This is a genomic window from Streptomyces sp. NPDC046122, assembly GCF_056429965.1.
In genome coordinates this window covers 110991-131242 of sequence record NZ_JBWKLQ010000001.1, presented here as the reverse complement: position 1 = coordinate 131242, position 20252 = coordinate 110991, and the positions used below count along the sequence as shown (strand labels likewise).

20 protein-coding genes and 1 pseudogene are annotated in these 20252 nt (G+C 71.3%); 20 read left to right on the top strand and 1 reads right to left on the bottom strand.

Annotated elements, in window-relative coordinates; all coding sequences use genetic code 11:
• The first annotated feature begins 8 nt into the window (after positions 1-8).
• From lepB (AC07FK_RS00545) to AC07FK_RS00495, 11 genes and pseudogenes are all read left to right on the top strand, one after another.
• Positions 9-764 carry a signal peptidase I gene (gene lepB / locus AC07FK_RS00545; protein WP_479101284.1) on the top strand — a complete coding sequence of 252 codons (756 nt, stop codon included), beginning with the start codon at positions 9-11 and terminating at the stop codon, positions 762-764.
• Positions 757-1821, top strand: a pseudogene (lepB, locus tag AC07FK_RS00540) (signal peptidase I); the annotation flags it as partial. The gene lepB (AC07FK_RS00545) and the pseudogene lepB (AC07FK_RS00540), both read left to right, overlap by 8 nt.
• A complete protein-coding gene (gene lepB / locus AC07FK_RS00535; protein WP_479102514.1) occupies positions 1739-2644 on the top strand; it encodes a signal peptidase I in 906 nt (301 codons plus the stop codon). The pseudogene lepB (AC07FK_RS00540) and the gene lepB (AC07FK_RS00535), both read left to right, overlap by 83 nt.
• A 49-nt stretch (positions 2645-2693) precedes the next feature.
• The gene (gene lepB / locus AC07FK_RS00530) at positions 2694-3431 is read left to right on the top strand and encodes a signal peptidase I (protein ID WP_479101282.1); all 738 of its coding nucleotides are present in this window, start codon (positions 2694-2696) and stop codon (positions 3429-3431) included.
• Complete coding sequence (locus tag AC07FK_RS00525; protein ID WP_479101281.1) at positions 3428-3946, top strand: NUDIX hydrolase; 519 nt, start codon at positions 3428-3430, stop codon at positions 3944-3946. The genes lepB (AC07FK_RS00530) and AC07FK_RS00525 overlap by 4 nt, the downstream gene beginning before the upstream one ends.
• A gap of 55 nt (positions 3947-4001) precedes the next feature.
• A complete protein-coding gene (locus AC07FK_RS00520; protein WP_003993268.1) occupies positions 4002-4310 on the top strand; it encodes a DUF2469 domain-containing protein in 309 nt (102 codons plus the stop codon).
• Between the two features lie 83 nt (positions 4311-4393).
• On the top strand, positions 4394-4762 hold the full coding sequence (locus AC07FK_RS00515; protein WP_479101279.1) for a YraN family protein: 369 nt from the start codon (positions 4394-4396) through the stop codon (positions 4760-4762).
• The gene (locus tag AC07FK_RS00510; RefSeq protein ID WP_479101277.1) at positions 4762-6384 is read left to right on the top strand and encodes a YifB family Mg chelatase-like AAA ATPase; all 1623 of its coding nucleotides are present in this window, start codon (positions 4762-4764) and stop codon (positions 6382-6384) included. The genes AC07FK_RS00515 and AC07FK_RS00510 overlap by 1 nt, the downstream gene beginning before the upstream one ends.
• Positions 6385-6407: 23 nt before the next feature.
• Entirely contained in the window at positions 6408-7676 is a 1269-nt protein-coding gene (gene dprA / locus AC07FK_RS00505; protein ID WP_479101276.1) for a DNA-processing protein DprA, read from the top strand.
• A 240-nt stretch (positions 7677-7916) separates the two neighbouring features.
• The gene (gene whiG, locus AC07FK_RS00500; protein WP_479101275.1) at positions 7917-8753 is read left to right on the top strand and encodes an RNA polymerase sigma factor WhiG; all 837 of its coding nucleotides are present in this window, start codon (positions 7917-7919) and stop codon (positions 8751-8753) included.
• Positions 8754-8848: 95 nt separating this feature from the next.
• Positions 8849-9406 carry a TetR/AcrR family transcriptional regulator gene (locus AC07FK_RS00495; protein WP_479102512.1) on the top strand — a complete coding sequence of 186 codons (558 nt, stop codon included), beginning with the start codon at positions 8849-8851 and terminating at the stop codon, positions 9404-9406.
• Between the two features lie 19 nt (positions 9407-9425).
• Here the strand turns inward: AC07FK_RS00495 and AC07FK_RS00490 are convergent, their stop codons facing one another.
• Entirely contained in the window at positions 9426-10232 is an 807-nt protein-coding gene (locus AC07FK_RS00490) for a murein hydrolase activator EnvC family protein (protein WP_479101274.1), read from the bottom strand.
• Positions 10233-10519: 287 nt separating this feature from the next.
• Here AC07FK_RS00490 and rpsB point away from each other — a divergent pair, with 287 nt between their 5' ends.
• From rpsB to AC07FK_RS00445, 9 genes are all read left to right on the top strand, one after another.
• Entirely contained in the window at positions 10520-11428 is a 909-nt protein-coding gene (rpsB, locus tag AC07FK_RS00485) for a 30S ribosomal protein S2 (protein ID WP_452806154.1), read from the top strand.
• Between the two features lie 100 nt (positions 11429-11528).
• On the top strand, positions 11529-12365 hold the full coding sequence (gene tsf / locus AC07FK_RS00480) for a translation elongation factor Ts (protein ID WP_479101272.1): 837 nt from the start codon (positions 11529-11531) through the stop codon (positions 12363-12365).
• Positions 12366-12523: 158 nt separating this feature from the next.
• A complete protein-coding gene (pyrH, locus tag AC07FK_RS00475) occupies positions 12524-13282 on the top strand; it encodes a UMP kinase (protein ID WP_479101270.1) in 759 nt (252 codons plus the stop codon).
• Positions 13283-13415: 133 nt separating this feature from the next.
• Positions 13416-13973, top strand: a complete 558-nt coding sequence (frr, locus tag AC07FK_RS00470) for a ribosome recycling factor (RefSeq protein ID WP_069930413.1) — start codon at positions 13416-13418, stop codon at positions 13971-13973.
• Positions 13973-14971 (top strand): phosphatidate cytidylyltransferase, encoded by a 999-nt coding sequence (locus tag AC07FK_RS00465; protein WP_479101269.1) that lies wholly within the window; start codon positions 13973-13975, stop codon positions 14969-14971. The genes frr and AC07FK_RS00465 overlap by 1 nt, the downstream gene beginning before the upstream one ends.
• Before the next feature lie 79 nt (positions 14972-15050).
• A complete protein-coding gene (gene rlmN, locus AC07FK_RS00460) occupies positions 15051-16157 on the top strand; it encodes a dual-specificity RNA methyltransferase RlmN (RefSeq protein ID WP_479101267.1) in 1107 nt (368 codons plus the stop codon).
• A gap of 216 nt (positions 16158-16373) precedes the next feature.
• Positions 16374-17468 (top strand): thiamine ABC transporter substrate-binding protein, encoded by a 1095-nt coding sequence (locus AC07FK_RS00455; RefSeq protein ID WP_479101265.1) that lies wholly within the window; start codon positions 16374-16376, stop codon positions 17466-17468.
• A gap of 56 nt (positions 17469-17524) precedes the next feature.
• On the top strand, positions 17525-19144 hold the full coding sequence (locus AC07FK_RS00450; protein ID WP_479101263.1) for an ABC transporter permease: 1620 nt from the start codon (positions 17525-17527) through the stop codon (positions 19142-19144).
• Complete coding sequence (locus AC07FK_RS00445; protein ID WP_479101261.1) at positions 19144-20169, top strand: ABC transporter ATP-binding protein; 1026 nt, start codon at positions 19144-19146, stop codon at positions 20167-20169. Before AC07FK_RS00450 ends, AC07FK_RS00445 begins: the two co-directional genes overlap by 1 nt.
• The last annotated feature ends 83 nt before the right edge of the window (positions 20170-20252 follow it).

The window sequence follows — 20252 nt, the reverse complement described above, 5'->3', positions numbered from 1 at the left end:
ACGTCCCGATGGACACCGAAGCACACGACACGGAGCGCGACCGCTCTTCCGTCCCCCCGCCAGGGGACGAAGAGGGGTCGCGCTCCGCGCGTTTTCTCGACGCTCCGTGGCGCCGGCCGGCTCTGCTCGGCAGCGCGTGCGCGGTTTTTCTGCTGCTCTTCAGCACCTTCGTCATGCAGCCCTTCCTCATCCCCAGCGGCTCGATGCAGCCCGCGCTGGACATCGGGGACCGGGTGCTCGTCAACAAGTTGGCGTACCGTTTCGGTTCCGTACCGCAGCGTGGCGACGTGGTCGTCTTCGACGGCACCGGGTCCTTCGTACGCGAGGAGCCCGGGGGGAACCCGGTCACCGGGCTGCTGCGGTGGGCGGCCGCGGCCGTGGGACTGGCCGAGCCCGCCGAGACCGATTACATCAAGCGCGTGGTGGGCGTGGGGGGCGACCGGGTCGTGTGCTGCGACAAACGGGGGAGGGTCGAGGTGAACGGCTCTCCGGTGGACGAGAAGTACCTCTACCCGGGCGACGCGCCCTCGCGGGTCCCGTTCGACATCGTCGTACCGCAGGGCACCCTGTGGGTCCTGGGCGACCACAGGTCCCACTCGCGCGACTCCCGTGACCACCTGGGTGAGCCCGGCGGCGGCATGGTGCCCGTCGAGAAGGTCGTGGGGCGGGCGGACTGGATCGGCTGGCCGGTGGGCCGCTGGTCCTCCCTGGACGACCGTGGCGCCTTCAGCCGCGTCACCGCGCCGGCCGGGCCCCATGGGTAACCGGGGGCGGGCACGGGCGAGCCACCGTGCGGACACCCGGCTGCCGACCGGTACGCGGCCGACCACCGGGCCCGCGCTGCCGGGCAGGGCGGACCGGCGGAAGCTGGCGAAACGGGTGAAGCGGCGGCGGCAGAGGTCGGCCGTCAAGGAGATACCGATCCTGATCACGGTGGCGCTGCTCATCGCGCTCGTGCTCAAGACCTTCCTGGTGCAGGCCTTCGTGATCCCGTCCGGGTCGATGGAGCAGACGATCCGGATCGGCGACCGCGTGGTGGTCGACAAGTTGACACCGTGGTTCGGCTCGAAGCCGGAGCGCGGTGACGTGGTGGTCTTCAAGGACCCCGGCGGCTGGCTCCAGGAAGAGAACGCCGATCTCGGCGGCGGCGAGGACCCGGTGGTCGTCAAGCAGATCAAGGAGGCCCTGACCTTCATCGGCCTGCTGCCGTCCGAGGACGAACAGGACCTGATCAAGCGCGTGGTGGCGGTCGGCGGGGACACCGTCAAGTGCTGCGACGCGGACGGGCGGGTCACCGTCAACGGCGTACCGCTGGCCGAGCCGTACCTGAACCCGGGCGACCGTCCCTCCGAGCTGGAGTTCGACGTGAAGGTGCCCGACGGCCGTCTGTTCGTGATGGGCGACCACCGGTCGAATTCGGCCGATTCGCGGTTCCACCTGGACGAGAAGTTCGAGGGCACGGTGGGGGAGGACCTGGTGGTCGGACGGGCCGTCGCCATCGTGTGGCCCTTCAGCCACTGGCGGAAGCTGGAGGAGCCCGGGACGTACGCCGGGGTCCCCGACCCGCGCGGCGGGACGACCGCGGCGACCGGCCCGTCGAATAGGGTGTCGTTCCAGGATTCGAACGAAAAGATCCTCCTCCCGACCCCTGCGGAACTCCCGCTCGTTATGGGAGTGGTGGGTCTGCGTCAGATGTGGCGCGGGCGGTGGAACGGAGTGAGGAGTTGATGTGGGGGATTTGGCGGTCGGCGCACGATCCGAACGCGACGAGCCCGAGGAACGACCGGAGTCACCCGCAGCCGTGAGCGACGACGTACGGGGCGAAGACCCGACCAGCGGCGACAACAGCAGCGACAGCGGCAGCGCGGGCCCGAAGAAGCCGCGCTCGTTCTGGAAGGAGCTGCCGCTGCTGATCGGCATCGCGCTCCTGCTGGCCCTGCTGATCAAGACCTTCCTGGTGCAGGCGTTCTCGATTCCCTCGGACTCGATGCAGAACACCTTGCAGCGGGGCGACCGGGTGCTGGTCGACAAGCTGACCCCGTGGTTCGGCTCGGAGCCGGAGCGCGGCGAGGTCGTGGTCTTCCACGATCCGGGCGGCTGGCTGGAGAGCACCGAGGCGCCGGAGCCCAACGTCGTCCAGAAGTTCCTCAGCTTCATCGGCCTGATGCCGTCCGTTGAGGAGAAGGACCTGATCAAGCGCGTCATCGCGGTCGGCGGGGACACCGTCGAGTGCAAGAAGAACGGGCCGGTCAAGGTCAACGGGAAGACGCTCGACGAGAAGTCGTACATCTTCCCCGGTGACACCCCCTGCAACGACGAGCCCTTCGGGCCGCTCAAGGTGCCGGACGGCCGGATCTGGGTGATGGGCGACCACCGCCAGAACTCGCTGGACTCGCGCTATCACCAGGAGCTGCCCGGCCACGGCACGGTCGCGAACGACGAGGTCGTCGGGCGCGCGGTCGTGGTGGCGTGGCCGGTCAACCGCTGGTCGGCGCTGTCGGTTCCCGGCACGTTCGACCAGCAGGGGCTCAACGCCGCCGGCGTGGCGATGACGGCGGCGCCCGGCGCCCTGGGGCTCGCGGGTGCGTTGCCGCTGGTGCTGTGGCGCAGGAGGAGGCTGACCGGCGGGCGTACCGCCGGGTAGGGTGCCGCTCGGATCAGCGATTTTCGATTCCCGAGTGGGGAGCGCTGCGATGAGCGGAACAGGACGTACAGAAGGCGGCCGCGGCCGGCTGGGCAACGCGTTGTCCGGGCTGGCCGTGGCCGTCGGCTGTGTGCTCTTCCTCGGCGGCTTCGCCTGGGGAGCGGTGCAGTACAAGCCGTACACGGTGCCGACGGATTCGATGACCCCTTCGATCAAGGCGGGGGACCGGGTGCTCGCGCAGCGCATAGGCGGCGGCGAGGTGCGGCGCGGCGACGTGGTGATCTTCACCGACTCCGTGTGGGGCAACCTGCCGATGGTCAAGCGCGTGGTCGGGATCGGCGGCGACAAGGTCGCCTGCTGCGGCGAGGACGGCCGGCTGACGCTGAACGGCAAGCCCCTGGACGAGCCGTACCTGGCGAGCGGGGAGCCGGCGTCGACCACCCCGTTCACCTCCGAGGTGCCCGAGGGCCACCTCTTCCTGCTGGGCGACGAGCGGCGTACGTCGGTCGACTCGCGCGGCCACATCGAGGACGCCGCCAAGGGCACGGTCCCGGTGGCCAACGTGGACGCACGCGTCGACGCCGTGGCCTGGCCCTGGGGCGGGACCCTCGCCCGGCCGGACAGCTTCGCGGCGCTGCCGGGCGGTGTCTCCGAGCCCGGACCGGTCAACGGGGTGCTGGCCGCGGTGGCGGCGGGGGTGGTGCTGATCTTCGGCGGGGCGGCGTACGGACCGGTCGCCAAGCGCGTCGGGCGGCGCCGCGCGGGTACGCGTGAGGCGGTGAGGTGACGGTGGAGACCCACGCACAGGCCGAGGCGCGGGGCCGGCTCCGCAAGGTCGCCCGCGTCATCCTGCTCGACCCGGCCGACCGCATCCTGCTGCTGCACGGATACGAGCCGGACGACCCGGCGCTGACCTGGTGGTTCACCCCGGGCGGCGGGCTGGAGGGCGACGAGACGCGGGCCGAGGCGGCGCTGCGCGAGGTCGCGGAAGAGACGGGGATCACAGAGGTCGCACTCGGCCCGGTGATCTGGCAGCGGCACTGCTCGTTCATGTTCGACGGGCGGCGCTGGGACCAGGACGAATGGTTCTACCTGGCGCGTACGGAGCGGACCGAGACGGTGCTCGACGGGCTGACCGGTCTGGAACGGCGGAGCGTCGCGGGGCTGAGGTGGTGGACCTCCGCCGAACTGTCCGCGACGCGTGAGACGGTGTACCCCATCAAGCTCGCCGGGCTGCTGCGTACGCTGCTCGACGAGGGTCCTCCTGGTACGCCGACGGTCTTGGCCCCGGAAGTCGCATAGGGGCGCACGGGGCTGGCGCACAATAGGGGGACGCAAGGCTGAAGGGGAACATGCCATGAGCGCCGAGGACCTCGAGAAGTACGAGACCGAGATGGAGCTGAAGCTCTACCGGGAGTACCGCGATGTCGTCGGTCTGTTCAAATACGTGATCGAGACCGAGCGGCGTTTCTACCTCACGAACGACTACGAGATGCAGGTGCACTCGGTCCAGGGTGAGGTCTTCTTCGAAGTATCCATGGCGGACGCCTGGGTCTGGGACATGTACAGGCCGGCCAGGTTCGTCAAGCAGGTGCGGGTCCTTACGTTCAAGGACGTGAACATCGAGGAGCTCAACAAGAGCGACCTCGAGCTTCCGAGTGGCTGAGTTCTCCACAATCGCCGGGTTGTCCACCAAGATCCACTAGTCGGTGGCGATCACGGCAGATTCGGTTCCGGAGGTGGAACCGGATGAACGCGAAGAATGCCACAGGAGCCCTCGGCCGGTACGGCGAGGACCTCGCGGCGCGCAGGCTCGTCGAGGGCGGCATGACCGTCCTGGAGCGCAACTGGCGCTGCCGGGCGGGAGAGATCGACATCGTCGCCCGGGACGGCGACGCCCTGGTCGTCTGTGAGGTGAAGACCCGCAGGGCCGGACCGTTCGAGCACCCGATGCAGGCCCTCAGGTCCACGAAGGCGGAGCGGCTGCGCCGGCTGGCGGAACGCTGGGTGCACGAGCACGGAGGACCCCCGCCGGGCGGGGTGCGGATCGACCTCGTCGGCGTGGTGCTGCCGCGGCGCGGGGCACCCCTCGTCGAGCACGTGCGGGCGGTGGCGTGATGGGGTTCGCGCGCACGTGCTCGGTGGCCCTGGTCGGCGTCGAGGGCGTGGTGGTCGAGGTCCAGGCGGACCTGGAACCGGGCGTGGCCGCCTTCACGCTGGTGGGGCTGCCGGACAAGAGCCTGGTCGAGAGCCGTGACCGGGTGCGGGCGGCCGTCGTCAACTCGGGCGCCGAATGGCCGCAGAAGAAACTCACGGTGGGGCTCAGCCCGGCCTTCGTGCCCAAGAGCGGCAGCGGCTTCGATCTGGCAGTCGCCATCGCGGTGCTGGGGGCTGCCGAGCGGATCGACTCCAAGGCGATCGCCGATCTGGTGATGATCGGGGAGCTGGGGCTCGACGGAAGAGTCCGGCCGGTGCGCGGTGTCCTGCCGGCCGTCCTCGCCGCGGCCGAGGCCGGATACCGGCAGGTCGTCGTGCCGGAACAGACGGCGGCGGAGGCCGCTTTGGTGCCCGGGGTCTCGGTCCTCGGCGTACGGAGCCTGCGCCAGCTCATCGCCGTCCTGACCGGGGCCGAGGTGCCGCAGGAGGAGCGGGCCGACGAGGGGCGGCCCGACGCCATGCTCGCGGGGCTGATGGTGCCGGGAGCGGGGGTGGGCACCGGGCTGGCCGCCGCCGGCCACGGGGGCGGCGACGGCCCGGACCTCGCGGACGTGGCGGGGCAGCACGCGGCCCGTACCGCGCTGGAGGTGGCCGCCGCCGGCGGTCACCACCTGCTGCTCCACGGGCCGCCCGGGGCGGGCAAGACGATGCTGGCGGAGCGGATGCCCGCGATCCTGCCTCCACTGACCCGGCAGGAGTCGCTGGAGGTCACCGCGGTGCACTCGGTGGCGGGCATCCTGCCGCCGGGCGAGCCGCTGGTCGGTACACCGCCGTACTGCGCGCCGCACCACTCGGCGACGATGCAGTCGCTCGTCGGCGGGGGCAACGGACTGCCCAGGCCGGGAGCGGTCTCGCTCGCACACCGCGGGATCCTCTTCCTGGACGAGGCGCCCGAGTTCAGCGGGCGGGCCCTGGACTCGTTGCGGCAGCCGCTGGAGTCGGGGCACGTGGTGGTGGCGCGCAGCGCCGGTGTGGTGCGGCTGCCGGCGCGGTTCCTCATGGTGCTGGCCGCCAATCCGTGCCCTTGCGGGCGGCACACGCTGCACGGCTCGGGGTGCGAGTGCCCGCCGTCGGCGATCCGCAAGTACCAGGCGCGCCTGTCGGGGCCGCTGCTCGACCGGGTCGACCTGCGCGTCGGGGTCGAGCCGGTGCGGCGCGCCGACCTGCTCGGCCGGGGCGGGCGGGGCGAGCCGACGGCCGCCGTCGCGGAGCGGGTACGGGAGGCCAGGGCGCGGGCGGCGGCGCGGCTGGAGGGCACGCCGTGGAACACGAACAGCGACGTGCCGGGCCACGAGCTGCGGACGCGCTGGCAGCCGGCGCGCGGAGCCCTGGGCGCTGCAGAGCGGGACATGGAACGCGGGCTGCTGACGGCCCGCGGCCTCGACCGGGTGCTGCGCGTGGCCTGGACTGTCGCGGACCTGGCCGGCCGCGACCGGCCCGACGAACGCCACGTCGACCTGGCGCTGGAGTTGCGCACGGGGATTGCCAGGGGCGCTCCCGCGACGGTCGGAGGCTTGCGGTGAGCGGGGGAGCGGGGGAGGAGACGGTGACGGAAACGGGCGTCACGACGGGCTGCACGGCGGCCGGTGTGGGTCGGGAGAGTGCGGCGGCCGGCAGCGGCCGGGAGGGTGCGTCGGCCGCGCCGGTCGGGCCGGTGGGTGACCCCGAGCGCCTGGCGCGGGCGGCGCTGACCCGGGTCGTCGAGCCGGGGGACGAGGCCGCCGGGCGGTGGTTGCGGGAGTACGGCGCGGTGGACTTGCTGCGCAGGCTCACCTCGGCCGACGGGGGCGAGGCGGCCGAGGCGCTGACCGGTGTGACGGGGCAGCGGCTCGGCGGGTACCGGATCCGTGCGGCGGCGGCCGATCCGGAGCGGGACCTGGCGGCGGTGGCCGCGGTGGGCGGCCGCTTCGTTTGCCCGGGCGACGAGGAGTGGCCGGGTCAGCTCGACGACCTGGGAGACGGCCGGCCGGTGGGGCTCTGGGTGCGCGGCAAGCCGCACCTGCGGATGTGGGCACTGCGGTCCGTCGCGGTCGTCGGGGCCCGGGCGTGTACCTCGTACGGGGCGCACATGTCGGCGTCGCTGGGCGCCGGCCTCGCGGAGCGGGGCTGGGTCGTGGTGTCAGGAGCCGCTTTCGGCGTGGACGGCGCCGCCCACCGTGGAGTGCTCGCCGCCGGCGGGGCCACGGTCGCGGTGCTGGCCTGCGGGGTCGACGTCGCCTATCCCCGGGGGCACGCGGAACTGATCGGGCGCATCGCGGAACAGGGACTGGTGATCGGAGAGCTGCCGCCCGGCGCGCATCCCACCCGGAGCCGGTTCATCCTCCGCAACCGGGTGATCGCCGCCCTCACCCGGGGCACGGTCGTGGTGGAGGCGGAGTACCGCAGCGGCTCGCTGGTCACGGCGCGCGGAGCGCAGCGGCTCGGGAGGTTCACCATGGGCGTGCCCGGCCCCGCCACCAGCGGACTCTCGGCGGGGGTGCACGAGCTGCTGAGAGGGGAGGGCGTGCTGGTCACCGACGCCGCCGAGGTGGTCGAGCTCGTCGGGGACATCGGGGACCTCGCCCCGGCGCGCCGGGGACCGCTGCTGCCGCGAGACCTGCTGGATCCCGTCGCGGCGCTCGTGCTGGAGTCGCTGCCGGCCCGGGGCGCCGTCGACGCGCGCGGCGTCGCCCGGCACGCCGGAACCACCCCCGACGACGCACTCGGCAAGCTGTACGAACTCCACTCCTTGGGGTTCGTCGAACGACGGGGTGACGGATGGGAGTTGACGCCCGGGCCCGTAGAGCACGCGAAGGCGCGGCGAGGCGGTACTTGACCAGCGGCATTCGGGTGAAAAGGTACTGGTGATGAGCCTTTCAGCCCGCCCGGACCGCTCTCCGGGGCCGCCGTACACGGTGACGGCCCCGCAGAGCGGCGTGCCGCTCGGCATTCATCTTGACGGGGGCGATCCCATATCCTGCGCGGACTGCGACGCCGCAGTCACGCTACGCTCACAAAGGTTCCCCCCAGGCGCAAGATTCCCCCGACGGCACAGCAGAACGGCTCAAGGCAACGCATGCCCCAGCACACCTCCGGGTCCGACCGCGCGGCAGTGCCGCACGCGGCGCGTGGCAGTGTGCGGCCTGCCGCACCCTCCTCGCTCGACGAGTTGTGGCGGTCGTACAAGACCACGGGCGACGAGCGGCTGAGAGAGCAGTTGATCCTGCACTACTCGCCGCTGGTGAAGTACGTCGCGGGCCGGGTCAGTGTCGGGCTGCCGCCCAACGTCGAGCAGGCCGACTTCGTGTCCTCCGGGGTCTTCGGGCTCATCGACGCCATCGAGAAGTTCGACATCGAGCGGTCCATCAAGTTCGAGACCTACGCGATCACCCGCATCCGGGGCGCCATGATCGACGAGCTGCGGGCCCTGGACTGGATCCCCCGCTCGGTGCGGCAGAAGGCCAAGGCCGTCGAGCGCGCCTACACCACGCTGGAGGCGCAGCTGCGCCGAACCCCCACCGAGAGCGAAGTCGCCTCGGAGATGGGCATCCTGCTGGAGGATCTGCACGCTGTTTTCAGCCAGTTGTCCCTGGCGAACGTCGTCGCCCTGGAAGAGCTGCTGCACGCCGGGAGCGAGGGAGGCGACCGGCTCAGTCTGATGGACACGCTGGAGGACACCCACGCCGACAATCCGGTCGAGGTGGCCGAGGACAGGGAGCTGCGCCGGCTGCTGGCCCGTGCCATCAACACCCTGCCAGACCGCGAGAAGACCGTGGTCACGCTCTACTACTACGAAGGTCTCACCCTCGCCGAGATCGGCAACGTGCTCGGTGTGACCGAGAGCCGGGTCAGCCAGATCCACACGAAATCGGTACTGCAGCTACGGGCGAAGCTGGCCGACGCCGGGCGTTGACGGCGGCGCTGAATCGTCCCTGCCGCCGCTGGCGCATCGTCAGGGCGGCGGCTCATCCGTACAGTGGGACCGTGCCAAGGATTCGAGCGGCCTCGGTGGCCGAGCACCGGACGATGCAGCGCGGCGCCCTGCTGGACGCCGCCCGCTCCCTGCTGTCCGAAGGCGGTACGGAGGCGCTGACCTTCCCCGCCCTCGCGGAGCGCACCGGCCTCGCGCGGTCGTCCGTGTACGAGTACTTCCGATCCCGCGCCTCCGTCGTCGAGGAACTGTGCGCCGTCGACTTCCCGGTCTGGGCGGCCGAGGTCGAGAGCGCGATGGAGCGGGCCGACACCCCGGCCGGCAAGGTCGAGGCGTACGTACGCGCCCAGCTGCTCCTGGTCGGCGACCGGCGTCACCGCGCCGTGGTCGCGATCTCCGCGAGTGAGCTCGACGCGGGTGCCCGCGAGAAGATCCGCGCCGCGCACGGCGGTCTGGTGACGATGATCGTCGAGGCGCTGGGCGCACTGGGCCACGAGCAGCCCCGGCTGGCGGCGATGATGCTCCAGGGGGTCGTCGACGCGGCCGTGCGGCGCATCGAGCTCGGCGCGGCGGAGGACCCGGACGTCATCGCGGACACGGCCGTGGCGATGGCACTGCGCGGCGTCCAGGGCTGACCAGCCCACCCCAGCCGAGTCACGCGCGCCAGGACTGGTCCGCCCGCCCCGGCCGACTCACGCGCCATGGCTGATCCGCCTGCCCCAGGCGGTTCGAGTGCCAAGGTCGTCCCGCATGCGACGGCTGGCTTGCGCGCCAAGCCTGTCCCGCCCGTCCCAGCCTGCTCAGGTGCCACGGCTGTCCCGCATGCCACAGCTGGTTCACGTGCCCCGGCCGGTCCGCCCGCCACAGTCGGCCCGTCCGTGCAGGTTCGTCCACCCCAGGTGCCCGGTCCGGCCGCGGCGGCGCCCCCGCCCCCGGCGGGAGCGGAACGCCGAAGACCGGCAGCAGGCGCGGGGGGCCGCCGCGGAGCAGGCGGTCCGGAAGCAGCGTCAGCGGGTCGAGGTAGGCCCCGCCCCGGCGCAGCCCCCAGTGCAGGCACCCGGTCGGGCAGTGGAACGGGCCGTCCTGGAGGACGCCCACCACCTGCCCGGCGGTCACCTCTTCGCCCTTGGCGACCAGCGCGCGCACCGGCTCGTACGTCGTCCGCAGCGGCGGTTCACCCGTCCCCGGCAGGGTGATGGACAGGACCCCGCGCCCGGCCACCGGCCCGGCGAAGGAGACCCGGCCCGAGGCCGCCGCCCGTACCGTCTCGCCCGCCCCGGCCGCCAGGTCCACGCCACGGTGCCCGGCGGCGTACGGGGACGGCGGCGGCTCCCAGGCGCGCAGGACCGGCGGACGCCCGCCGCCCACCGGCCACACCCGCGCCGGGGGCGGCTCGCCGGCGGCCGGCTGCGGGGGCCGCACGCCCATCGCCGTCAGCAGGATCAGTAACAGCACAGTCATTCGTCGCATCCACAAACCGTCCCCCGGCGGACGGGTTCGTGCGGATCATGGACGCGATCTGTGGACCGGCGGCCGGTTGTGGACATCGCCGTCACCCGGCACCGCGGAGGTCCCGTACACTTCTTGTGGCGATCCGGGTCACCGGGTCGACTTCGCACGCCCCGCCACCCACCCTCTTCGCGGTCGGTGGCCGCGCCGCTCGGTCCTTCGTGGCACGGCGCATGGGGCGTCAGGCGCGACCGCAATCCTGCGGACGCGGCAAACCGAGTAACTCAAGGAGTACGGCCATGGCCGTCGTCACGATGCGGGAGCTGCTGGAAAGCGGCGTCCACTTCGGTCACCAGACCCGTCGTTGGAACCCGAAGATGAAGCGCTTCATCTTCACGGAGCGCAACGGCATCTACATCATCGACCTGCTCCAGTCGCTGTCGTACATCGACCGCGCCTACGAGTTCGTCAAGGAGACCGTCGCCCACGGCGGTTCCATCATGTTCGTCGGCACCAAGAAGCAGGCGCAGGAAGCGATCGCCGAGCAGGCGACGCGCGTGGGCATGCCCTACGTCAACCAGCGCTGGCTCGGCGGCATGCTGACCAACTTCTCCACCGTCTACAAGCGCCTTCAGCGTCTGAAGGAGCTCGAGCAGATCGACTTCGAGGACGTGGCCGCGTCGGGCCTCACCAAGAAGGAGCTCCTGGTCCTCTCCCGCGAGAAGACCAAGCTGGAGAAGACCCTCGGCGGTATCCGCGAGATGTCCAAGGTGCCCAGCGCCGTCTGGATCGTGGACACCAAGAAGGAGCACATCGCCGTCGGTGAGGCGCGCAAGCTCCACATCCCGGTCGTCGCGATCCTCGACACCAACTGCGACCCCGACGAGGTCGACTACAAGATCCCGGGCAACGACGACGCGATCCGCTCCGTCACCCTGCTCACCCGCGTGATCGCCGACGCCGTGGCGGAGGGCCTCATCGCCCGCTCCGGCGCCGCGACCGGCGACCAGAAGCCGGGCGACAAGGCCGCCGGCGAGCCGCTCGCCGAGTGGGAGCGCGACCTGCTCGAGGGCGACAAGAAGGCTGACGAGGCCGCTGCCCCGGCCGCCGACGCCGAGGTGCAGACCTCCGCCGAGACCGAGAAGGTCGCGGACGCCGAGAAGGCCGACGAGGCCGCGGCCCCGGCCGCCGAGGCCGAGCAGGCCTGACACCCGTCACGGTTGACGACGGCGGGGGAGGGTGCGTGAGCGCCCGCCCCCGCCGCCACCCGTAGATCTTCGTTTCGACTTCGAAAGAGATTCACAGATCATGGCGAACTACACCGCCGCGGACGTCAAGAAGCTCCGTGAGCTCACCGGCGCCGGCATGATGGACTGCAAGAAGGCGCTCGACGAGGCCGAAGGCAGCGTCGACAAGGCCGTCGAGGCCCTGCGCATCAAGGGCCAGAAGGGCGTCGCCAAGCGCGAGGGCCGTTCTGCCGAGAACGGCGCCGTCGTCTCCCTCCTCTCCGACGACAACACCTCCGGTGTCCTCGTCGAGCTGAAGTGCGAGACGGACTTCGTCGCCAAGGGTGACAAGTTCCAGGCCGTCGCGAACGCGCTCGCCGCCCACGTCGCCGCGACCTCCCCCGCCGACATCCAGGCGCTCCTCGCGTCCGAGATCGAGGCCGGCAAGACGGTCCAGCAGTTCGTCGACGAGGCCAACGCCAACCTCGGCGAGAAGATCGTCCTGGACCGCTTCGCGCAGTTCTCCGGCGCCTACGTCAGCGCCTACATGCACCGCACCATGCCCGACCTGCCCCCGCAGATCGGTGTCCTGGTCGAGCTGGACAAGGCCGACGCCGAGCTGGCCCGCGGCATCGCCCAGCACATCGCCGCCTTCGCGCCGAAGTACCTGGACCGCGACGACGTCCCCGCCGAGGTCGTCGAGGCCGAGCGCCGCGTCGCCGAGGAGACCACGCGCGCCGAGGGCAAGCCCGAGGCCGCGCTCCCGAAGATCGTCGAGGGTCGCGTCAACGGCTTCTTCAAGGAGGCCACCCTCCTCGGCCAGCCGTACGCCCTGGACAACAAGAAGTCCGTCCAGAAGGTTCTGGACGAGGCCGGTGTCACCCTGAAGCGCTTCTCGCGCATCAAGGTCGGCATCTGAGTCCGTTTCGGCGGTCGGGCGTAGACCCAGCTAGGGTCTACAGCAGTCGGACGCGTACGTAACGGACGACCGCAGATCTTACGAGGAGGCCATTGCCGCGCACGGGACTCAGCACCCACCGGCAATGGCCTTCTTCGTATGTGCACTAGGAGATCTCCATGACGAATACCCAGAAGAGCGACGACGACGGCAAAGTGTCCGGCCGTTTCATGCTGAAGCTGTCCGGCGAGGCGTTCGCGGGCGGCGGCGGCCTGGGTGTGGACCCTGACGTCGTGCACGCCATCGCGCGGGAGATCGCCGCCGTCGTGCGTGACGGTGCGGAGATCGCGGTCGTCATCGGCGGCGGCAACTTCTTCCGTGGCGCCGAGCTCCAGCAGCGCGGCATGGACCGGGCCCGGTCCGACTACATGGGCATGCTCGGCACGGTCATGAACTGCCTCGCCCTCCAGGACTTCCTGGAGAAGGAGGGCATCGACAGCCGGGTGCAGACCGCCATCACGATGGGGCAGGTCGCCGAGCCGTACATCCCGCTGCGCGCCGTGCGCCACCTGGAGAAGGGCCGGGTCGTCATTTTCGGCGCCGGCATGGGCATGCCCTACTTCTCCACCGACACCACTGCCGCCCAGCGGGCCCTGGAGATCGACGCCGAGGTCATGCTCATGGGCAAGAACGGTGTCGACGGGGTCTACGACTCCGACCCCCGGACCAACCCCGCGGCCGTCAAGTTCGACGCGCTCGAGTACGGCGAGGTCATCACCCGGGACCTGAAGGTCGCCGACATGACGGCGATCACCCTCTGCCGGGACAACAACCTTCCGATCCTCGTCTTCGAACTGCTCGCCGAGGGCAATATCGCGCGGGCGGTCAAGGGTGAGAAGATCGGCACGCTCGTGAGCGACCGGGGCACCCGGGCCTGACCGGGGGATGGACAAGAACTCTGCCGGTCGGACACCGTGCAGAGACAACGCGCCGCAGATTCACAGACGCAGGTTCACAGGGTCTGTTCATGCAGTTCATGCCGGGCCCGATCGAGACACGCAGGAGCAAGTGGTGATCGAAGAAATCCTCCTCGAGGCCGAGGAGAAAATGGAGAAGGCCGTCGTGGTGGCCAAGGAGGACTTCGCCGCGATCCGCACCGGCCGTGCGCACCCGGCGATGTTCAACAAGATCGTGGCCGACTACTACGGCGCGCTGACGCCGATCAACCAGCTCGCCTCGTTCTCGGTCCCCGAGGCGCGCATGGCGATCGTGACGCCGTTCGACAAGAGCGCGCTGCGCAACATCGAGCAGGCGATCCGCGACTCCGACCTGGGCGTCAACCCCAGCAACGACGGCAACATCATCCGGGTGACGTTCCCCGAGCTGACGCAGGACCGCCGCAAGGAGTACATCAAGGTCGCCAAGACCAAGGCCGAGGACTCCAAGATCTCGATCCGCTCCGTCCGCCGCAAGGCCAAGGAGACCCTCGACAAGCTCGTCAAGGACAAGGAGTCCGGCGAGGACGAGGTCCGCCGTGCGGAGAAGGAGCTCGACGACACCACCGCGAAGTACACCGCGCAGGTGGACGAGCTGCTCAAGCACAAGGAAGCCGAGCTGCTCGAGGTCTGATGAACGACTCTTCCTGGGGGGCCCCGGCGCGGGGCGACTACGCCGCCGCGTGGGGACCCTCCGACCAGGGGCCTGCCCCGGCGGGTCCCGCCTACGATGCGCATCCGGCCGAGCAGACTCGCCCCATGCCCATCGTGCCGCCCGAGGAGCCCATGCCGACCCCGCCGCCGTCCCCGCAGAAGAAGCGCGCGGGGCGTAATCTGCGTGCCGCCATAGGGGTGGGCGTGGGGCTCGGGGCGGTGATCGTCGCGTCGCTGTTCATCTGGAAAGCCGCGTTCATCGGCGTGATAACGGTCGCCGTGGTGGTCGGGCTGTGGGAGCTGACCTCGCGGCTGGAGGAGCGCAAGGGCATCAGGGCTCCGCTGGTGCCGCTCGCGGTCGGCGGCGCGGCGATGGTCGTGGCCGGATACGTCAGGGGCGCGGAGGGCGCGTGGGTCGCCATGGCACTCACCGCCCTCGCGGTGCTGGTGTGGCGCATGACCGAACCGCCCGACGGTTACCTCAAGGACGTCACGGCAGGCGTCTTCGCGGCGTTCTACGTGCCGTTCCTCGCCACGTTCGTCGCGATGATGCTGGCGGCCGACGACGGCGCCCAGCGGGTCCTCACGTTCCTGCTGCTCACGGTCGTCAGCGACACCGGGGCGTATGCCGTCGGCTGGCGCTTCGGCAAGCGCAAGCTTGCCCCGCGCATCAGCCCCGGCAAGACCCGGGAAGGGCTGGGCGGCGCGGTCGCCTTCGCGATGGCGGCGGGCGCGCTGTGCATGGAGTTCCTGGTGCACGACGGGATGTGGTGGCAGGGTCTGCTGCTGGGTCTCGCGGTGGCCGCGAGCGCCACGCTGGGCGATCTCGGAGAGTCCATGATCAAGCGGGATCTCGGTATCAAGGACATGGGAACGCTCCTGCCGGGTCACGGCGGGATCATGGACCGCCTCGACTCGCTGCTGCCGACCGCACCGGTGGTGTGGCTGCTGCTCGTGGTCTTCGTAGGAACTGGCTGACCTGCGCTTTCATCGGTGAGGGGCCCGCTGTCCACAGGACGGCGGGCCCTTTCCGTATGTCTGCGACACTGGTAAGACCATGCCTGTACCCGGAGAACTCACTTTCGTCGCGCCGCGCGGAGCCAAGAAGCCCCCGCGGCACCTCGCCGACCTCACGCCCGCCGAGCGCCGCGAGGCCGTGGCCGCGATCGGCGAGAAGCCGTTCCGCGCCAAGCAGCTGTCGCAGCACTACTTCGCGCGGTACGCCCACGACCCGGCGGAGTGGACCGATATCCCCGCCGGCTCGCGCGCGAAGCTCCAGGCGGAGCTGCTGCCCGAGCTGATGACCGCGCTGCGCCACGTCAGCTGCGACGACGACACCACCCGCAAGACCCTGTGGAAGATGCACGACGGGACGCTCGTGGAGTCCGTCCTGATGCGTTACCCGGACCGGGTCACGATGTGCATCTCGTCGCAGGCCGGGTGCGGCATGAACTGCCCGTTCTGCGCGACCGGGCAGGCCGGGCTCGACCGCAACCTGTCGACCGCCGAGATCGTGCACCAGATCGTCGACGGCATGCGCGCCCTGCGCGACGGAGAGGTGCCGGGCGGTCCGGCCAGGCTCTCCAACATCGTCTTCATGGGCATGGGCGAGCCGCTCGCCAACTACAAGCGCGTCGTCGGCGCGATCCGCCGGCTCACCGACCCCGAGCCCGACGGCCTCGGGCTGTCGCAGCGCGGTATCACCGTCTCGACGGTCGGCCTGGTCCCCGCGATGCTGCGCTTCGCCGACGAGGGCTTCAAGTGCCGCCTCGCCGTCTCGCTGCACGCCCCCGACGACGAGCTGCGCGACACCCTGGTGCCGGTCAACACGCGCTGGAAGGTGCGCGAGGTCCTGGACGCGGCGTGGGAGTACGCCGAGAAGTCCGGGCGCCGCATCTCCATCGAGTACGCGCTGATCCGCGACATCAACGACCAGGCGTGGCGCGGCGACCTGCTCGGCCGCCTGCTCAAGGGCAAGCGGGTCCACGTCAACCTGATCCCGCTGAACCCGACGCCGGGCTCGAAGTGGACCGCGTCGCGTCCCGAGGACGAGAAGGCCTTCGTCGCGGCGATCGCCGCCCACGGCGTGCCCGTGACCGTACGGGACACCCGCGGCCAGGAGATCGACGGTGCGTGCGGGCAGCTGGCGGCCACCGAGCGGTAGGCCGCGAAACGGCCCGTGTAACGTGGGCCGCACATTTACATATTCCGACAGGGGAGCGCCACAGCGCTGAGAGTGCGGTACGCCGCAGACCCTCTGAACCTTGCCCAGGTCATTCTGGGTAGGAAGTTCGGTCACTACTCGAGCTGTTGCGCCCTGCCCGTTTTCCGCGGGCAGGGCCGCGTCTCTTCCTGGATGTCCCATCCCAGGAGGAATTCAGTGCACACCACCAAGAAGTTCGCGGCCACCGCGCTGGCCGCCGCCCTCGGCGTCTCCACGCTCGCGGCGTGCGGGGGCGACAAGGACGAATCCGGCTCCGGCGACGCCAAGAAGTCCAAGACCGTCACGCTGGTCAGCCACGACTCGTTCAACGCGTCCGACGCCGTACTGAAGGCGTTCACCAAGGAGACCGGCTACACGGTCAAGGTCCTCAAGAGCGGGGACGCGGGCGCCGCCCTCAACCAGGAGATCCTCACCAAGGGCTCCCCGCGCGGCGACGTCTTCTTCGGCGTCGACAACACGCTCCTCTCCCGGGCCCTCGACAACGGCATCTTCACGCCGTACGAGGCCGAGGGACTCGCCGGCGTGCCGGACGAGGTCCAGCTGGACAAGGGCGAGCACCGCGTCACGCCCGTCGACACCGGCGACATCTGCGTCAACTACGACAAGAAGTACTTCGCCGACAAGAAGCTCGCACCGCCGAAGTCCTTCGACGACCTGATCAAGCCGCAGTACAAGAACCTCCTCGTCGCCGAGAACGCCGCCACCTCCTCACCCGGCCTCGGCTTCCTGCTCGGCACGGTCGGCCAGTACGGCGACGACGGCTGGGAGAGCTACTGGAAGAAGCTCCGCGCCAACGGCGTCAAGGTCGTCGACGGCTGGGAGCAGGCGTACAACGAGGAGTTCTCCGGCTCCGCGGGCGGCAAGAAGGCCAAGGCCGACCGGCCGCTGGTGGTCTCGTACGCCTCCAGCCCGCCCGTCGAGGTGCTTTACGCCGAGCCGCGGCCCAAGGAGGCGCCGACCGGCGTCGCGACCGGCACCTGCTTCCGGCAGACGGAGTTCGCGGGGCTGCTGACCGGTGCGAAGAACGAGGAGGGCGGCAAGGCCCTCATCGACTTCCTCATCGGGAAGAAGTTCCAGGAGGACATGCCGCTGAACATGTTCGTCAACCCGGTGATCAAGGACGCGAAGCTGCCCGAGCTGTTCACCCGGCACGGCGTGGTCGTCGACAAGCCGCAGACCGTGGCCCCCGAGAAGATCGCCGACAAGCGTGAGCAGTGGGTCAAGTCGTGGTCCTCGCTCGTCCTGAAGTAATCAGGAAGGCGACGAGGAACCGGAGCTTCCGCGGGAGCGCGGTGCGGTTCGGCCTGATGGCCGTGCCCGTCGCGTTCTTCGCGGTGTTCTTCGCCTGGCCCGTGGCCGCGATCGTCGGCCGCGGGATCACCGCGGACGGCGTCTGGCAGTTCGGCCGGATCGGCGAGGTGCTCGCCGAGCCGGACATCCGCGGCGTGCTGTGGTTCACCACGTGGCAGGCGCTCGCGTCGACGGCGCTGACCCTGCTGATCGCGCTTCCGGCGGCATACGTCTTCGCCCGGCTCGACTTCCCCGGCAAGCAGCTCCTGCGGGCCGTCGTCACGGTGCCCTTCGTGCTGCCGACGGTCGTCGTCGGGACGGCGTTCCTGGCCCTGCTCGGGCGGGGCGGGCTGCTGGACGAGCTGTGGGGCGTACGGCTCGACACCAGTGTGTGGGCGATCCTGCTCGCGCACGTCTTCTTCAACTACGCGGTCGTCGTACGCACCGTGGGCGGCCTGTGGTCGCAGCTCGACCCGCGCCAGGAAGAGGCGGCGCGGGTGCTCGGCGCCGGGCGGTTCGCCGCGTGGCGGCGGGTGACGCTGCCGGCGCTGGCGCCGGCCGTCGCCGCCGCCGCGCTGATGGTTTTCCTGTTCACGTTCACCTCGTTCGGCGTCGTGCAGATCCTCGGCGGGCCCGCCTTCTCCACCCTGGAGGTGGAGATCTACCGGCAGACCGCCCAGTTCCTGGATCTGCCGACGGCCGCCGTGCTGACGCTGGTGCAGTTCGCGGCGGTGGGCGCGATCCTCGCCGTACACGCCTGGACGGTACGGCGCGGGGAGAGCGCCCTGAAGCTCGTCGACCCGGCCGGGACCGCCCGGCGGCCGCGCGGGGCGGGGCAGTGGGCGCTGCTCGGCGGGGTGCTGGCGACCGTGGCGGCGCTGATCCTGGTGCCGCTCGGCGTGCTCGTCGAGCGGTCGCTGGACGGGCCCGGCGGGTACGGGTTCGGGTACTACCGGGCGCTCCAGTCGGCCGGTGCGAGCGGCGGCACCTTCCTGGTACCGCCGCTGGAGGCGGTGTGGAACTCGCTGGAGTACGCCCTCGCCGCGACGGCGATCGCGCTGGTCGTCGGCGGGCTCGCGGCGGCGGCGCTGACCCGGCGGGCGGGGCGGCTCGTGCGCGGGTTCGACGCGCTGCTGATGCTGCCGCTCGGCGTCTCCGCCGTGACGGTGGGCTTCGGGTTCCTCATCACCCTCGACGAGCCGCCGCTGGATCTGCGCACGTCGTGGATCCTGGTGCCGCTGGCGCAGGCGCTGGTCGGCGTGCCGTTCGTCGTACGGACCATGCTGCCCGTGCTGAGGGCGGTCGACGCGCGGCTGCGCGAGGCGGCGGCGGTGCTCGGGGCCTCGCCGCTGCGGGCGTGGCGGGAGGTCGACCTGCCGATGGTGCGACGGGCGTTGCTGGTCGCCGCCGGGTTCGCCTTCGCGGTGTCGCTGGGCGAGTTCGGGGCGACCGTCTTCATCGCGCGGCCCGACAACCCGACGCTGCCGGTGGCCGTGGCGCGGCTGCTGGGGCGGGCCGGGGACCTCAACTACGGGCAGGCGATGGCCCTGAGCACGATTCTGATGGTGGTGTGCGCGGTGGCGCTGCTGGCTCTGGAACGCCTGCGGCCCGACCGTTCCGGAGCGGGGGAGTTCTGATGTTGCGGCTGGACGGGGCGACCGTACGGTTCGGTCGGCGGCCGGTGCTCGACGCGGTCGATCTCGAAGTCGCCGAGCACGAGGTGGTCTGTGTGCTCGGGCCGAGCGGCAGCGGTAAGTCCACGCTGCTGCGGGTGGTCGCCGGGCTCCAGCCCGCGGACGCCGGGCGGGTGCTGCTCGACGGGCGCGACCAGCGCGGGGTGCCGGTGCACCGCAGGGGCGTCGGGCTGATGTTCCAGGACCACCAGCTCTTCCCGCAGCGCGACGTCGGCGGGAACGTCGCCTTCGGGCTGCGGATGAGGGGCGCGGGGAAGGCCGAACAGGTCCGCCGGGTCGACGAGCTGCTGGAGATGGTCGGTCTGCCGGGCGCGGGGCGGCGCGCCGTGAGCACGCTGTCGGGCGGTGAGCAGCAACGGGTCGCGCTGGCGCGGGCGCTCGCTCCGGAGCCGAAGCTGCTGATGCTCGACGAACCGCTGGGGCAGCTGGACCGCGGGCTGCGGGAGCGGCTCGTCGTGGAACTGCGGCAGCTCTTCGGGCGGCTGGGCACGACCGTACTGGCCGTCACGCACGACCAGGGCGAGGCCTTCGCGCTCGCCGACCGGGTCGTGGTGATGCGGGACGGGCGGATCGCGCAGACCGGTACGCCGCTGGACGTCTGGCAGCGGCCGGCCTCCGAGTTCGTGGCGCGGTTCCTCGGCTTCGACAACGTCGTGGCGGCGACGGTGAGCGGCGAGGCGGCCGACACGGTGTGGGGCAAGGTCCCGGTCCCGGCGGGCACGGCGCAGGGGGAGGCCCGGCTGCTGGTGCGGCCGGCGGGCGTCAGGCTGGTGCCGGGGGACGAGGGGCTGCGGTGCGCGGTCACCGCGCGGACGTTCCGGGGACACCACGTGGCCCTGCTGCTCCAGCCGGCGGGGGCGCCGCCGCTGGAGGCGGAGTGCGCGCTCGGGGACGCGCCGGAGGCGGGCGCGGAGGTGGGGGTGGCGTTCGCGGGCGAGGAGGTCGTGGTGCTGGGGGCGGAGGGCTGACGGTGCGGGCGGCGGGCGTGCGCGGTCCGTGGCCGCGGCGCGTGAGAGCCGGGCCGGGGGGCGGCGTACCGGACGGATGGTGT

Excerpts from the sequence above, each read along its gene's own strand:
- pyrH (WP_479101270.1), top strand. The coding sequence starts at position 12,524 with ATGACGAATACCCAGAAGAGCGACGACGACGGCAAAGTGTCCGGCCGT.
- whiG (WP_479101275.1), top strand. The coding sequence starts at position 7,917 with ATGCCCCAGCACACCTCCGGGTCCGACCGCGCGGCAGTGCCGCACGCG.
- lepB (WP_479101284.1), top strand. The coding sequence starts at position 9 with ATGGACACCGAAGCACACGACACGGAGCGCGACCGCTCTTCCGTCCCC.
- AC07FK_RS00465 (WP_479101269.1), top strand. The coding sequence starts at position 13,973 with ATGAACGACTCTTCCTGGGGGGCCCCGGCGCGGGGCGACTACGCCGCC.
- tsf (WP_479101272.1), top strand. The coding sequence starts at position 11,529 with ATGGCGAACTACACCGCCGCGGACGTCAAGAAGCTCCGTGAGCTCACC.
- AC07FK_RS00515 (WP_479101279.1), top strand. The coding sequence starts at position 4,394 with ATGAACGCGAAGAATGCCACAGGAGCCCTCGGCCGGTACGGCGAGGAC.
- AC07FK_RS00445 (WP_479101261.1), top strand. The coding sequence starts at position 19,144 with ATGTTGCGGCTGGACGGGGCGACCGTACGGTTCGGTCGGCGGCCGGTG.
- lepB (WP_479101282.1), top strand. The coding sequence starts at position 2,694 with ATGAGCGGAACAGGACGTACAGAAGGCGGCCGCGGCCGGCTGGGCAAC.
- AC07FK_RS00510 (WP_479101277.1), top strand. The coding sequence starts at position 4,762 with ATGGGGTTCGCGCGCACGTGCTCGGTGGCCCTGGTCGGCGTCGAGGGC.
- rlmN (WP_479101267.1), top strand. The coding sequence starts at position 15,051 with ATGCCTGTACCCGGAGAACTCACTTTCGTCGCGCCGCGCGGAGCCAAG.
- AC07FK_RS00450 (WP_479101263.1), top strand. The coding sequence starts at position 17,525 with ATGGCCGTGCCCGTCGCGTTCTTCGCGGTGTTCTTCGCCTGGCCCGTG.
- rpsB (WP_452806154.1), top strand. The coding sequence starts at position 10,520 with ATGGCCGTCGTCACGATGCGGGAGCTGCTGGAAAGCGGCGTCCACTTC.
- AC07FK_RS00490 (WP_479101274.1), bottom strand. The coding sequence starts at position 10,232 with ATGACTGTGCTGTTACTGATCCTGCTGACGGCGATGGGCGTGCGGCCC.
- AC07FK_RS00520 (WP_003993268.1), top strand. The coding sequence starts at position 4,002 with ATGAGCGCCGAGGACCTCGAGAAGTACGAGACCGAGATGGAGCTGAAG.